Annotated in this window: 15 protein-coding genes; 9 read left to right on the forward strand and 6 right to left on the reverse strand. The window is 40.7% G+C overall.

What is annotated here, in order from left to right; all coding sequences use genetic code 11:
• Positions 1-2: 2 nt before the first annotated feature.
• From PTET_RS14250 to PTET_RS14270, 5 genes are all read right to left on the reverse strand, one after another.
• Entirely contained in the window at positions 3-1,502 is a 1,500-nt protein-coding gene (locus PTET_RS14250; RefSeq protein ID WP_096038805.1) for an efflux RND transporter periplasmic adaptor subunit, read from the reverse strand.
• A complete protein-coding gene (locus PTET_RS14255) occupies positions 1,492-2,817 on the reverse strand; it encodes a TolC family protein (protein ID WP_096038806.1) in 1,326 nt (441 codons plus the stop codon). Before PTET_RS14255 ends, PTET_RS14250 begins: the two co-directional genes overlap by 11 nt.
• Before the next feature lie 103 nt (positions 2,818-2,920).
• Entirely contained in the window at positions 2,921-3,295 is a 375-nt protein-coding gene (locus PTET_RS14260) for a hypothetical protein (RefSeq protein WP_096038807.1), read from the reverse strand.
• A 63-nt stretch (positions 3,296-3,358) separates the two neighbouring features.
• Complete coding sequence (locus tag PTET_RS14265; protein WP_036956722.1) at positions 3,359-3,967, reverse strand: paraquat-inducible protein A; 609 nt, start codon at positions 3,965-3,967, stop codon at positions 3,359-3,361.
• 53 nt (positions 3,968-4,020) lie between these two features.
• Positions 4,021-5,295: an EAL and HDOD domain-containing protein gene (locus tag PTET_RS14270; protein ID WP_013466003.1), complete on the reverse strand. Its 1,275-nt coding sequence runs from the start codon at positions 5,293-5,295 to the stop codon at positions 4,021-4,023.
• A gap of 267 nt (positions 5,296-5,562) precedes the next feature.
• Between PTET_RS14270 and PTET_RS14275 the strand changes: the two genes are divergently transcribed.
• Both PTET_RS14275 and PTET_RS14280 read left to right on the forward strand, forming a co-directional pair.
• Positions 5,563-6,129 carry a PhnA domain-containing protein gene (locus PTET_RS14275; protein WP_024601949.1) on the forward strand — a complete coding sequence of 189 codons (567 nt, stop codon included), beginning with the start codon at positions 5,563-5,565 and terminating at the stop codon, positions 6,127-6,129.
• Positions 6,130-6,264: 135 nt separating this feature from the next.
• Positions 6,265-7,071, forward strand: coding sequence for an META domain-containing protein (locus PTET_RS14280; protein WP_096038808.1), 807 nt, complete (start codon positions 6,265-6,267; stop codon positions 7,069-7,071).
• A gap of 69 nt (positions 7,072-7,140) precedes the next feature.
• On the opposite strand, the gene PTET_RS14285 is transcribed toward PTET_RS14280, so the two are convergent.
• Positions 7,141-7,980 carry a 23S rRNA (adenine(2030)-N(6))-methyltransferase RlmJ gene (locus PTET_RS14285; RefSeq protein ID WP_013466006.1) on the reverse strand — a complete coding sequence of 280 codons (840 nt, stop codon included), beginning with the start codon at positions 7,978-7,980 and terminating at the stop codon, positions 7,141-7,143.
• A 238-nt stretch (positions 7,981-8,218) separates the two neighbouring features.
• On the opposite strand from PTET_RS14285, the gene PTET_RS14290 reads away from it, so the two are divergent.
• The 7 genes from PTET_RS14290 (at position 8,219) to PTET_RS14320 (ending at position 13,475) form a co-directional block, all read left to right on the forward strand.
• A complete protein-coding gene (locus PTET_RS14290) occupies positions 8,219-8,449 on the forward strand; it encodes a hypothetical protein (protein WP_008466311.1) in 231 nt (76 codons plus the stop codon).
• Positions 8,449-8,754 carry a cell division protein ZapA gene (locus tag PTET_RS14295; RefSeq protein WP_013466007.1) on the forward strand — a complete coding sequence of 102 codons (306 nt, stop codon included), beginning with the start codon at positions 8,449-8,451 and terminating at the stop codon, positions 8,752-8,754. The genes PTET_RS14290 and PTET_RS14295 overlap by 1 nt, the downstream gene beginning before the upstream one ends.
• A gap of 56 nt (positions 8,755-8,810) precedes the next feature.
• Entirely contained in the window at positions 8,811-9,830 is a 1,020-nt protein-coding gene (locus PTET_RS14300; protein WP_096038809.1) for an MBL fold metallo-hydrolase, read from the forward strand.
• Between the two features lie 56 nt (positions 9,831-9,886).
• Positions 9,887-11,335: a transglycosylase SLT domain-containing protein gene (locus PTET_RS14305; RefSeq protein WP_096038810.1), complete on the forward strand. Its 1,449-nt coding sequence runs from the start codon at positions 9,887-9,889 to the stop codon at positions 11,333-11,335.
• Between the two features lie 65 nt (positions 11,336-11,400).
• Positions 11,401-11,889 (forward strand): FKBP-type peptidyl-prolyl cis-trans isomerase, encoded by a 489-nt coding sequence (locus PTET_RS14310; protein ID WP_096038811.1) that lies wholly within the window; start codon positions 11,401-11,403, stop codon positions 11,887-11,889.
• A 21-nt stretch (positions 11,890-11,910) separates the two neighbouring features.
• On the forward strand, positions 11,911-12,639 hold the full coding sequence (locus tag PTET_RS14315; protein ID WP_013466010.1) for an SDR family NAD(P)-dependent oxidoreductase: 729 nt from the start codon (positions 11,911-11,913) through the stop codon (positions 12,637-12,639).
• On the forward strand, positions 12,636-13,475 hold the full coding sequence (locus PTET_RS14320; RefSeq protein WP_096038812.1) for an amidohydrolase family protein: 840 nt from the start codon (positions 12,636-12,638) through the stop codon (positions 13,473-13,475). Before PTET_RS14315 ends, PTET_RS14320 begins: the two co-directional genes overlap by 4 nt.
• Positions 13,476-13,508: the final 33 nt, after the last annotated feature.

Genomic DNA, 13,508 nt, shown 5'->3' on the forward strand with positions numbered 1-13,508 from the left:
TCCTACTCGTGCTGACTGTGCATAGCATGCACAGAAGTCATTGTATGGATCACAAACTCACCTTGCTCAATACTAAAGGTAAATGTAACTTCATCATTTAGCTTAAACGCCTCAATGGTTACATTTTTTGCTAACACAAAGTCCATAGTTGCAGGTCCGCGCCCCCACTTTTCAATCGCCTCACGGCTAATATTCATAACCCGCGTGCTAGGGTCAATGCTGTTGATAACCCCATTCACAGTAGCCATGCTTGGGTCACTATCACTCATTGCCATTGTGCTGTGCGAAGGGGCTTGCATACGCTTAAAGTCAGAGCTTTTACTCGACTCTGAATCAATTAAAAACTGTGCTGAAGTAACCACTTCATCTTCAGCCATAACACCCGATAAAATCTCAGTATGAGTCGCATCGCTTCGCCCTAAGGTTACTTCAACCGATTTAAAACGCCCCTCACCAAGCGCAATTACAATGCGGTTTTGGCTACCAGTGCGAATAACCGCCTCTTTAGGCACAATTAACTGCTTTTCAGCTTTTTGGCTATGAATACTCACTTGCGCAAACATATTTGGTTTTAACTGATGACCTTCGTTATTAAAGCGCAAACGCACTCGTAAAGTACGATTTTTAGCATCTAAAGTAGGGTAAATATAATCCACTTGCCCTTGCCAACGTTGACCACTTAAATAATCGAGTGTCATGGTTACCGGTAAGCCAACACGGATCAGCTCAGCTTGGCGTTCAAATACCTCAGCCTCAACCCACACTTCGTCAAGCTGAGCAATACTCATCATTGATGTATCTGGTTTAACGTAAAACCCTTCACGAATATTAAGCTCATCAACAACGCCACCTTGGCGAGAATAAAAAGTAATATTTTGTAGCACTTGCTGACTTTTTTGTAAGCGTGAAATAAAACCCTCAGACACATTAAGCGATTTTAAACGTGCTTTAGCCGCCCGAATTAACACCGGATTATTGCGCTTTAACGCTAAAACAAACTCTTCTTGGGCATTGACTAATTGCGGTGAATACAAGGTATAAAGTGGCTCATCTTGTTTAACCTGATCGCCTGCGGCCTTCACATATAATGTCTCTACCCAGCCCTCTACCCGCGGATGAATATGAATGAGCTGGTCTTGGTTATACTGTACATAGCCTACCGTGTTGACTTCATTTTCCAGCGCTGCAAACTCCACCGGTGTCGTACGTACACCTAAGTTGTTGATCACGGTAGGTGAAATTTTAACACTGCCGGGGCCTTCATTGGCGCCACTGTCTGACTCTTCATAAACAGGCACTAAATCCATACCCATAGGTGATAAACCCGGTTCATCACGACGATAATTACTGTCCATTGGTGCCACCCAATAAAGCGGCTCTTTTTTACTACTGGTTTTGTCATTGCTTGGCATAGTGTGCTCAGCTGGCAAGCTCAATAACACCCCGGCCGTCAGCGCTGCACTGCATATAGCCACCAATGACAATTTTAAATTAGTATTCATAGGTTAGCTCCTGCTGTGATAAGTTTTTTAAGCTGGCGTCATCAGCACTGGCGTAATAATTTAACCGTGCAATAATAATTTTTTGATCAACATGAATATTAAGTGCGTCTATTTTGGCATTTAATTCGCTAATCCGCGCTTGCATCACATCCGAAAAATTACCATCATCGCGAGTATAAGCATTAAGGGTCGCTTGGGATTGCTCGGCCATTTGCGGCAATAATTTAGTTTTATAGAGCGCTGCTCGCTGACTTAATCGTGTTAGTTGGCTGACTTCCTTAAAGTACATTCCTTGTAGCTTTTTAAGGGCAATTAATTTTTGTGTTTTTGCCTCTTCGCTATCAGCAATCGCGGCATTAACGAGTTGATCTTGGCGATTGTCGGTAAATAACGGTAAATCGATACTCACTCCCACAGAGAAAAGGTCTGCTCGCGAGCCCCCCATTGGCATATCATCACGATAACCATATCCCATATTCACACCAATTTGCGGTTTATAGCCTTGCTCAGCCACACTGATTTGAGTTTGCTTTGCCTCTATTGCATTATCAATCGCCATAATAGCGGGGTGCTTTAATAGCAATGCCATCAATTGCTGAAACTCTAACTCCGTGTAGTTTTTTAACGCTGAAACCTGTGAAAAGCCCTCACCAACAGGCTGGCTTAGCATGTCGATGGGCAACCATTGTGTTAACCGCTTTTTAGCACCTTGAAGCTGTTGATCAAGTTGCATTAGTTTATCTTCAAGGCGGGTTAGCTCTAATTGCGCACGAATAATATCTTGTTGGCGTGTTTTACCCACCGAGCTTACATAACTTGATTCGGTAATATCGATTAGCTGAGTAAACAAGGCTTTGTCCTGCTCAATAAGTGCAATAGTTCGCTGCGCTCTGAACGCATTGAGCCATGACTCGGTCACTGTGGTTTTTACCTGCGCGAGTCTATCTTTACGAAGCCAAGGCTCTGCCGCAGCCGACTGAGACAGTGCTTTTTGCTGCAATGCTAAACTATCGCCTCGGCTTAACGATTGGCTAATTCCTACTTTAAATTGGGTCATATTTTCTTGATCAAAAGCAAAACCATTAGTGGGTAAGTTCATTAACCCTAGCGTGAGTACCGGATCAGGTAAGGTACCTGCGGCAATACTTTTTGCTTCAATTGATGCTTGTTTTTGTTTGCTGGCTTTAAGCCAAGGCTCATGGTTTAAGGCATAGTTAATTGCCTCATTTAAACTCAGTTCAGCACTGTGTACAGAGACACTAATGCTCAATAAGCTGCTCACACAAACGGCTTTTAATACTGCGAAGTGATTCATCACTTGCTCCACTTAAATTTAAAAAATAAAAAACGATTAAATTTTTAAGCAGATAGATGACAAAAAGCTAAATGGCTAGATTTTGAATACACCTATCCTGCGGTTATGCAGGCATAGGAGGACGATAAAGAGATCGTGCAAAATTAGGTTGGCGCTGCATGACAGCAAGGTGCACTTTTTCAGAGGGTAATTTGGAAGCTATAAATAGCGAGTTTACATGCAAGGCCGAATGCGAATTACAAGCACTCATTGGGCAACTGCAATCTTGGGTTAACGTGCTTTGCTCACTACAGCAATCCATAGACATGGTTGTTGTATCAGCGTCGTCACTCATTGCCATTTCACTATGCTGCATCGATGCATGGGTTGCCATGTTCATATGCGGCACATCACATACCATAGATACAGACGCAACAGATTGACCCACAAAAGTGAGTAACAAAGTTAGCGTGAGTAAAATACAGTAAATACGTTGCAATGAAATAACCTAAAAGTAAATAGACGCTAAAAGTTTATGGTAACTGGCTTTAAAACTCAATCATTAACTGGTTTTTACCATTGGCTTTATCAAGCTACTAGCCGCAATGGCGAACAGGCAATAGCCGGTAAAATACCAAAAACCAGTACCAAACTCAGCATGCATATTAAGTAAGTCTTCTGAGTTCGCGTTTGCATTACCAGCCATGTAAGCCACGATTAATGCAATAACAAACACATCCACCATACTCCATTTACTTAAGCCAATTATCACTTTACCAAGCTTGTACTTAAACGAAGTCTCCTTCAGTGCACAATAAAACAATTGAAGCAGCAGCTTAATTGTTGGGATCACTATTGAAAAAAACGCCACTAATATCGCCACTAAGTAGTTTTTGTTATCGGCCAGTTCGTTAACGGTGCCCCAAATACTACGCGTTTTTTGATAAGCGCTGATCTCGCCTTCAAGTTTGTCTAATCCCAACATACTCGAGATCATCATTAGCATATTACGGGTGTTTTGATTTCCTTCATCTGCCAGCATTTCAATACCGGCTTGAGCAAGTTTAGATTTATCAATTTTGCCTTCCATACTCAACACCGGCTGGGTCACCCCGGGGATCAATAAAGCTAAGGCAATTAAAATAGTCGTGATAGGTAAAAGTAAACGCATGGTGTAATACTAAGTAAAATCAATATGTGCCAATCATACCCAAACGTTTTGCGTTAGTCTTGTTCAATAATGGTGGCTAATAACTCATCCGCATATTGGCGCGCATCTAACATGGCTGTATACACCAGCTCTATATCTGATGCAGGGCGAATAGTCTCTAGCAACTTTTTAGCCAATTGCCAGTTATCTTCTTCTACTGCTTTTATTAAATGTAATGAGTTCCCCATCATGCCATCAAAACTTAAAAGTGCACCAGATAACTCAGCCCCTAAACTAAACTCTTTGGCAATAGCTTCCAGTTCCATATCTAAAATAGCATCAAGCACCGACATCAAGCCGACTAAATAGCCTTGCTCTGCAATAATCTTTCCGCCGGGCTCTAAAATCAATTGCATAAACTGCGCTCTACATAAACCTAAACGAGTAAGTTCACTAGGTTTGTCTGAGCCAAGTTCGCTCAGCGCCAGTACTCGTACAAACTTTCTAATAGAATCTTCCCCTAAATACACAACCGCTTGTGGAATTGACGTAATCACTAAATTTTTATTAGCAGAGCGAGCATTAACTAGTTTGAGAACACGTGCGGTTAAACCCACATCTTTAGAAATACGTTGATTAATTTCGTTAAAATCCAAGTCAGGACGAGATGTGCAGCGCAATAAATCAAAAACCGCCATTTTTAACGGCTCAACATTACCGTAACTGAGCATTTCTGGCCGTGCAAAAAAGAATCCTTGAAAGTAATCGCATCCAGCTTCTTTAAGCTGCCTAAATTCGTCATAGGTTTCAATTCGCTCTACCACTATTTTAACCTCAGGGTAATTGCGTTTGAGCTTTTTAAGTAGCATGGTGGTTTTTATTATAGGCTCTTCTACTTCAAGCTTTATATAATCAACCAAACTGAGCAAAGGTTGCCATTTTTCATGCGCGTCATAATCATCTAACGCAAATACATACCCTGCTTTTTTTAGCTCAGTTACTCGTTGAGTAACAAGCTCGATATTTTCAGTACGCTCAACAATTTCAATTACAGTATTTTCAGGCTGCAATAATGTAGGTAAATCCTCTAAAAGTCCTTCACTAGATAGGTTTATAAACACGGTCTGATTAAGCGCCAGCTTTTCCACCCCAACCAGCATTAACGCATTAAAAAAAAGTCGCCCAGTGGCCTGCCCGTCGGTTGTTCCCGCAGGAAAGGCATTATTAACTGAATCGCGATAAAGTAACTCAAAGGCAAAAATGCTTCTATCAGCATGAAAAATGGGTTGCCTAGCAATATATTGAGTGACCAAAATAGATGAATTTTTTACGTCTGGATTATTTGGCATTACCCTTCCTGTTTTGCAGTGATGTGAGCGTTATTTTTATTGTTACACCTAACCAGTATAGTGAAACTTTAAAGACTTGCTGCAATTTTAATTCGAATAAAAAACAAGCGACTAAGCCTAAATTTATATTCTTAAAATAAAAACCTTTATTAACCTTATTTTTTATAAGGTTTTGCTGCTATCAGCCGCTCTGAGCATACCCAAAGGTTATGGTTATAAGGTATAATGCTCTTATAAATTTTTTATAAACTCACAAGAGCCCCTAATATGAGCATTGAACAAGCCTTAATAGAGCGTAGCAACAACCAATGTGAACTCTGCGCAGCAACAGATAACTTAACTGTATACGAAGTACCTCCAGTTACCGAAGCTCATTCAGATAAATGCATTTACACCTGTCAAACATGTAAAGATCAAATTGAGGGCACCCGCGATTTAACTCCTACTCATTGGCATTGTTTAAATGACAGCATGTGGAGCCAAACACCGGCGGTACAAGTTGTTGCTTATCGCATGCTGACACGACTAGCAGCCGATAATGGCTGGGCACAAGACGCACTTGATATGATTTACCTTGAAGAAGACACATTAACATGGGCTCAGCAAGCGCTTGCTGAAGATGATGATATTAAACACATTGATAGTAATGGCGTAGTGCTACAAGCTGGCGATACCGTCACCTTAATAAAAGACTTAGATGTGAAAGGTAGCAGCTTAACTGCAAAGCGCGGTACTGCTGTGCGCAATATTGGCTTAACCAGCAACCCAGAACATATTGAAGGGCGTGTTGATGGACAACGTATTGTAATTTTAACTAAATACGTTAAAAAATAAGTAACGAATCAAGGCGCCTAGCGTCTTTTTTTATATCTCAACTTTCTGTATTGGCTGTATTTACAAGTTAAGCGATGATTAAGTAACTTAGCCGTATGCTACTGTTTATATCGGTAATTATATCTAGGAACTGTTATGTTCTCACCAAAGCCAAACTCAATCTTAAAGTCGGTTGCAGGCCTATGTTTTTTAGCAAGTGGCACTCTTATGCTTAGCGCATGTAACGATGACACCGCACAGCAAAATAGCGCTGTGAAACAAACAACAGCCTCTCTACCAGTACAAGTTAGCTACCTAGATCGCAGCCTATTAGCGCCTAATTCACAGCTAACCGTTACCTTGGTTGATGTGTCAAAAATGGATGTAGCAGCAACCGTTATTTCTGAGCAGGTAATTGATTTAGTAGGCGCACCGCCGTATAAAGTAGAGCTTGAATACAACCTTGAAAAAATTGATCCAGCCCATCGCTACAGCGTGCGCGCAACCATTAATAATCAAGGAAACTTACTATACACCAGCACAACAAGTAACTCGCCTTTTGCTAATACGGCCTCATCAGAGCCTTTAGAAATTATTGTTTCAAAAGTAGCGCCAAAGCCAGACGTTGACTTAGTAAATACCTACTTCAAAGCCGTTTCAATCGACGGCAATCTCGTTGAAGTGAATACTAAAGAGCCATTTATTCAATTTAATAGTGACAACACTGTGCACGGTTTTTTAGGGTGCAATAACTTTAATGGCGGTTATGAAGTATCGAAGCAAATGGTTACTTTTACGCAGTTAGCAACCACGCAAAAAATGTGTCATGACAATATGGAACAAGAAAGCGCCATGGCGGGTGTGCTGCAAGCAGCAACGCAATGGCAAGTTAACGGTGAAAAATTAGTATTACAAAATGAGGCAGGCAAGCAACTTGCAACCTTTAACGCTGTTTACTTTTAATTAAGCGTAACAATACTCCGCATCTAAGCAGAACAGTATAAAGCCCAGTTAAACTGGGCTTTTTTATTTTTATTCGGCAACTAACTGCTCGCTGCGATAAAAGCCACTTGGCTTACTCAACAAGCTTACTAGTTCAGGTAACACGTCATCCATAGTTTGTTTCAGCTTCCAGGGTGGATTTATCACTATCATTCCAGAGGCGGTCATACCATGTACTTCTGTATCTGCTTCAGTACCTAATTCAAATAATTGAATATTTTTAATGCCCGCGTCAATTAAACCCTGCTCCATATTATCAATACGTTCTCTGTCCACAACCGGATACCAGATCATGTAAGTCCCTGTTGCAAAGCGTTGATGTGCTTTAACAATGGTTTGTACTACCGTATTGTAATCGTCTTTTATTTCATAAGGTGGGTCTATTAACACACAGGCTCTACGCGAAGCTGGCGGTAACAAACCAATTAAGCCTGCAAACCCATTTTCGCCGCGTACACGAATAGAACGCTTACCTTGCATGTTTTCTTCAAGTAAGACTAAATCTCGCGGATGCAGCTCAAAAAACCAGCCCTTATCTTGACGGCGTAAAAAGTGCTCGGCTATTTTTGGTGAGCCTGGGTAAAACGCCAACGATGCGCTCTCATTAAATGATTTTATTAGCTCAATGTAGTCATTTAAGGCACTGTGTTGGCTAGTATGTTGCCACAGTTTTTCAATGCCATCTTGGTACTCTTGGGTTTTTTGCGCGTCAGGCGCAGCAAGCTCAAAAAAACCAGCCCCCGAATGCGTATCAATATAGTCAAGCGGCTTATCTTTAATTGTTTGATAACCCAGTACTTGCGCTAACACTAAATGTTTAAGTACATCGGCAGGGTTACCCGCATGAAAGGAGTGTCTGTAACTAAGCATTATTTATTTTCACCATACGCTATTTAATAAAATCAGTGAACCATAAGCACACTACTTTGACAATCGATACCAGCAAAAGCGGGGGTTTACGTGAACCGCTTCTGAATGAAAAAGCTAATAGCGTGAATTATCCCTTAACATAGAATAAAAATCACCTAAAACCAGCGTAAATGCTGGCAAATAAACACACTTTGCTTTACATTTGCATGACATTAATTACAGTTATATGAGCGCATTTATGAACAACAACACTCTTCAACAACTCGAACAACTGATCGACCAACTAATTACCCGTAATAATCAGTTACAAACTGATATTTCAGAGCTTAAAGAGCAAAACAGCAAGCTACTTGATGAAAATGAGTTATTGCAGTTAGAAGCCCTTGAAAATGAAGAAAAACAAAAAGATGCAAGTACCACCTTGTCATCATTGTTAGATAAATTACAAAGCGCGCAACAGGCAAGCTAATGTCTGAGCTGCAAAACCAGCGAGTCACTGTTGAATTGCTTGGTAAAGAGCAGCAATTTGCTTGTCCTGCGGGGCAAGAAGAGGCACTAAAAGCGGCCGCCAAAAATCTGAATGATTTAGTTGAACAAATGAAACAACGTTCAACAGTCAGAAACGATCAAAAAGCATTACTTATGGCTGCCTTAAATTTAAGCCACGAATTGCTTGAAGCGAAAACTCAAAAATCAGTTGAGCTTGAATATCAAGATCAACTGATTGATAAATTGAGTCAGTACTTAAGCTCGAACTCTGAGCACACTAAATAAAAGCGCATTTTGCGCTTTTATTGTTTTTACCGTCAAAAATACAGCTAGAGATAAAGATGCAACCATTTTTAAGTAAAGCTCAAAAAATAGGTAAGTGCTTACTGCCTTTAATTTGCTTGTTTATGCAAACAAAAAGCGAGGCAGCAATTGAGTGGCAACCGTTGTCAGCTAATATTCAATTTCTTAAGCAACCTGAAAGACTTCGTTTTTACGACTCTAACCAAGTATTAATTGAAGGCAGTGAATGTGCATTACTCGTTGATGCCAGTGGTAACTTTGCGGCGGTAGAACAACTGGTAACTGAGCTAAAACAACGTCTAAAGACGCCTTTGTGTTATTTAGTTGCAACCCACTTTCATGACGATCACTTACTGGGGATGGCGGTTATGCAGCATTACTTCCCAGACGCAAAACTTATTACTCACCAACAAGTCGCTAACGACTTTTCGCTTTACCAGCAAGCTTTAACAGACAAGCTAGAGGGATTCGAGAAAAGCATTGAGCTGAGCTATCAACGATTAGCCACCTTACCCGATGCTGAGCAAGTTCAATGGCGAGAAAAGCTTACCCGCGCTAAAAAGCGCTTATTTCGCTGGCAAGACTATCAATTAACACCACCAAAAATGATTATTAGTGAATCTAAAACGTTAGATTTAGGTGGCTATACACTCACTATAAACCCGCACCAGGCACATACTAATGGCGATTTAACACTACTTGCCGACAAAGGTAAAACCTTAATTGGTGGTGATATCATCGATTGGTTACCTTACCTTGGGCATGGCGAGCTTAAGCAATGGCAACGCTTATTAAAAAAATATATAAATAATAATACGCTGTCACTTTTTATTCCTGGACATGGCGATTTAGTCGATAAAGTTAAACTAAAACAGTCACTCACGTTTTTAGAAGCGATTACGGAGCATGCTAAAAACAACCCTGAAGCCAGTATTGAGCAATTACAAAAAAACTTCCCTAGTGAGGCACTAAAACCTTATCAACAAGAACCACTTGATATAAAATCAAGTCACTTATTTTTGCAATCGGGATTACTTCGCGCTAAAAACAGTCAATAACTGAACACAATGGATTGTGTTAAAATATGGAAATATATTTTTTAAAAAGGAACAAAATGCGTCACTTGATCTTATGCTTTGCCATTGTATTGCTATGCAGCTGTAAAACCACCCGGCCAGAGATCATTGCGCCTGCAGTTCCCACACCTGTAGAGTCAAAACCGGCACTATCAAATACGCCGATCTCTATAAACACTCACAAAGTCATTAATAAAAAAGCCACCCCCAAAGCCCCTGAAATAGCTCAACCCACAGAGTTATGGGCACATATTGCTGATAACTTACATTTACCGGTTGAGCAAAATCAGGCGTTAAAAAAACGCATTAACTGGTATTTAAAACAGCCTAATTATTTAAAAATAGTGTCTCGACGTGCAGAGCCTTTTTTATACCATATTGTAAAAAAAGTTGAGCAAAAGCGCTTGCCGATGGAGCTCGCCTTGTTACCGTTTGTAGAAAGTGGCTTTAGACCTACCGCACGCTCAAGCGAGCACGCTGTGGGAGTGTGGCAACTCGTTGCAGCAACCGCGCATCATTTTGGGGTTAAATCAGATCAATGGTACGACGGACGCCAGGATGTATTAGCCTCAACCGATGCGGCACTTGATTATTTAAGCTATTTACATAAACGTTTTGATGGTAATTGGCTACATGCACTTGCGGCCTATAATACCGGTGAAGGCCGAGTTAAGCGCGCTATAAAACGCAATCAAAAACGAGGTAAATCAACTGACTTTTGGGCACTAACACTGCCAAAAGAAACCGCTGACTATGTACCAAAACTATTAGCACTGAGCTATTTAGTGAAACACCCTAAGGCAAATTTTAAACGGCCAAAGCTTCCTTATAAAGCACTGACTACCTCGCTAAATGTGGCAAAACAGTTTGATTTTTCAGTTATGGCCAAGCTCTCTGGCATGGGCGCCAAACAACTGCATGCCCTTAATCGGGGTTATTTAAAAAATCAAAGCTCTCCCCATGGACCGCACACTCTGTTATTACCTATAGAGCAACAAGCTTTATTAAAAAACCGCTTTTTTAAAGCCAATTTTGCAGGCGAATACATCGTTAAGAAAAATGACACGCTGTACGGTATTGCTAGGCATTTTGGCTTGCCTTTAGAAGTATTAAAACAGCTCAATAATAAGCAAAATAACTTTATTGGCGTTGGCGAAAAGCTTATTTTAGGGGAGCCGCAAACTTTGCCTGAGTCGCTCACTATTAACTATAAAATAAGCCCTTATCTAGAACAAAAAGAGCAAATCATTCCAACCATCGAGGTAGATTACCACGTAAAACCCGGTGATAACCTTTGGAATATAAGTCAGTTATACGGCGTTGCTCATAGCGATTTAGCGCGTTGGAATAAATTATCTGCCTCAAGCGTATTAAAACCTGGGACTCAGTTGGTTTTATTTATACCTCAAGCCGCTACGCCAAAAACTACACCGGCGAAAAAAGACCTGTTACTCGACTTACAAAATACATTAAATCATCCACGTTAAGTTTCTAAAGCGCAGTATTTCGCGTAAAATTGCCTTTAATTAATTTAAAACTCAAAGAGACAAGCATGCAAATCAGTAAAAATTCGGCCGTTGAATTTCATTACACCCTAAGCGAAGCGGGTGAACAAATCGAAAGCAGCCTAAACAACGCGCCATTAAGTTATATTCACGGCAGCGAAGGCATGCTTCCAGGTTTAGAAACCGCACTTGAAGGTAAAGCCGCTGGTGATAAATTTAGCGTTACGTTATCTCCAAGTGAATCATACGGTGAGCGTGTTGATGACTTAATTCAGCGCATTCCGCTTAAGCACCTTCAAGGTGATGTAAAAGTATGGAAACCAGGCATGACTGCTATGGTGCAATCAAACCAAGGTCGCCACCAAGTAACCATTGTAAAAGTAGGCCGCTTTAATGCTGATTGTGATTTAAACCACCCATTTGCTGGTAAAACGCTGACTTTTGATGTTGAGGTTGTCTCAGTTCGAGAAGCAACAAACGAAGAGATTTCTCACGGCCATGTTCATGCTGAAGGTGGTTGCGGCCACGCACATTAATTGCTAATTAAAGGAACAAGTATGTCAAAAGTTGCAATAGTAACGGGTGGCTCTAAAGGCATTGGCTTTGCTGTGGTTCAGCGATTATTAACGAGCGGCTATCAGGTTCATAACCTAGATATTGAACCCAGTGAGAGTGGTGTTTTTCATCAATGTGATGTTAGTAATGTAACCGCCGTACGCCAGTGTATACAGGCTATTATTGAAAAAACACAACGCATTGATGTACTTGTTTCAAATGCTGGCAAGCACCTAAGTGCCACAATTGAGCAAACCGATGAAGCGACATTCGATGCGTTAATGGCACTGAATGTTAAAGGTGCGTACGCGGCTATACAAAGCGTATTACCAGCCATGAAAGCACAACAAGATGGCGCTATTGTGTTAATTGCCTCAGATCAGGCCATTATTGGCAAACAAAACTCATTTGCTTATAACCTGACTAAACATGCATTAGCTTCGATGGCTAAAACCACCGCCTTAGATTACGCAAGCTTTAATATTCGCACTAATGCCGTGTGTCCTGGCACCATAGAAACGCCATTATTTCATAATGCGATTGATGCATACTGCAAAAAAAGTGGCGCAAATAAGGCAGATATTGTTGCCGAAGAAGCTGCTTTACAACCACTTAATCGTTTAGGCCAAGCCGATGAAGTTGCAGCACTGGTAAACTTTTTAGTAAGTCCAGAAGCCAGCTTTATTACCGGCAGTTTGCAACGCATTGATGGCGGTTACACAGCGCAATGAGTACTAAAATTATTGACCCGCATGTGCATTTTTTTAATTTGCTGGAGGGTCAATACACCTGGCTGCAAGGTGCTAACCCACCCGCTTGGCCTAACTTAGATAAAATAAAACAACCGATTAGCGTTGCTAAACTAATCAAAAGTACGGACTTTGAACTCGTTGGTTTAGTGCATATAGAAGCTGGCTTTGATAATGAGCAACCTATTAATGAATTAAACTGGTTAGCAAAGCATATAAAAAGGCTACCTTACAAATCGATTAGCTTTGCAACAATTAACCAGCCAAATAACGCATTTAAACTAGCGCTTAAACATCTAAAACATTCATCCCTTGTCGGCATTAGAGATATCACTGAAGGTCATGATGCCACGCGCTTATTGAACCCTAATTGTCTCGATAACCTGCGCCACTTGTGCCACTTAAAACTGCATTTTGAAGCGCAATTTGAAATAGAAAACCTCAACATCACCGAGCAACTTATTTCTTATGCCAACCAAGTTAGTGACTTACAAATCATCATTAATCACGCAGGGCTTGCACACAACCTTGCTAACTGGCAACGCGCCATTGAATTACTCGCACAACAGCCTAATGTTGCGATGAAGTTTTCAGGCTTTGAATTGCTTATGCTTAATAGCGAGCAGCAAAGGCAGTGTTTAACACATATTTTAAAGCATTTTGGTATGCAAAGAGTGATGTTTGCCAGCAACTTCCCCGTGTGCCAAATTAACATTAACTACAATGAGTTATGGCATCATTATCGAAGCCTATGTAGCGATGATCTTACATGGCAACACTTGAGTTACAAAAATGCAGCGCGCCTCTATCAACTCTAAATAAAAACCGCTATATTTAGCTCAACAGTTTAA

The sequence above is a fragment of the Pseudoalteromonas tetraodonis genome, assembly GCF_002310835.1.
GTDB classification, from domain to species: domain Bacteria; phylum Pseudomonadota; class Gammaproteobacteria; order Enterobacterales; family Alteromonadaceae; genus Pseudoalteromonas; species Pseudoalteromonas tetraodonis.

Excerpts from the sequence above, each read along its gene's own strand:
- PTET_RS14250 (WP_096038805.1), bottom strand. The coding sequence starts at position 1,502 with ATGAATACTAATTTAAAATTGTCATTGGTGGCTATATGCAGTGCAGCG.
- PTET_RS14255 (WP_096038806.1), bottom strand. The coding sequence starts at position 2,817 with ATGAATCACTTCGCAGTATTAAAAGCCGTTTGTGTGAGCAGCTTATTG.
- PTET_RS14265 (WP_036956722.1), bottom strand. The coding sequence starts at position 3,967 with ATGCGTTTACTTTTACCTATCACGACTATTTTAATTGCCTTAGCTTTA.
- PTET_RS14270 (WP_013466003.1), bottom strand. The coding sequence starts at position 5,295 with ATGCCAAATAATCCAGACGTAAAAAATTCATCTATTTTGGTCACTCAA.
- PTET_RS14275 (WP_024601949.1), top strand. The coding sequence starts at position 5,563 with ATGAGCATTGAACAAGCCTTAATAGAGCGTAGCAACAACCAATGTGAA.
- PTET_RS14280 (WP_096038808.1), top strand. The coding sequence starts at position 6,265 with ATGTTCTCACCAAAGCCAAACTCAATCTTAAAGTCGGTTGCAGGCCTA.
- PTET_RS14285 (WP_013466006.1), bottom strand. The coding sequence starts at position 7,980 with ATGCTTAGTTACAGACACTCCTTTCATGCGGGTAACCCTGCCGATGTA.
- PTET_RS14290 (WP_008466311.1), top strand. The coding sequence starts at position 8,219 with ATGAACAACAACACTCTTCAACAACTCGAACAACTGATCGACCAACTA.
- PTET_RS14295 (WP_013466007.1), top strand. The coding sequence starts at position 8,449 with ATGTCTGAGCTGCAAAACCAGCGAGTCACTGTTGAATTGCTTGGTAAA.
- PTET_RS14300 (WP_096038809.1), top strand. The coding sequence starts at position 8,811 with ATGCAACCATTTTTAAGTAAAGCTCAAAAAATAGGTAAGTGCTTACTG.
- PTET_RS14305 (WP_096038810.1), top strand. The coding sequence starts at position 9,887 with ATGCGTCACTTGATCTTATGCTTTGCCATTGTATTGCTATGCAGCTGT.
- PTET_RS14310 (WP_096038811.1), top strand. The coding sequence starts at position 11,401 with ATGCAAATCAGTAAAAATTCGGCCGTTGAATTTCATTACACCCTAAGC.
- PTET_RS14315 (WP_013466010.1), top strand. The coding sequence starts at position 11,911 with ATGTCAAAAGTTGCAATAGTAACGGGTGGCTCTAAAGGCATTGGCTTT.
- PTET_RS14320 (WP_096038812.1), top strand. The coding sequence starts at position 12,636 with ATGAGTACTAAAATTATTGACCCGCATGTGCATTTTTTTAATTTGCTG.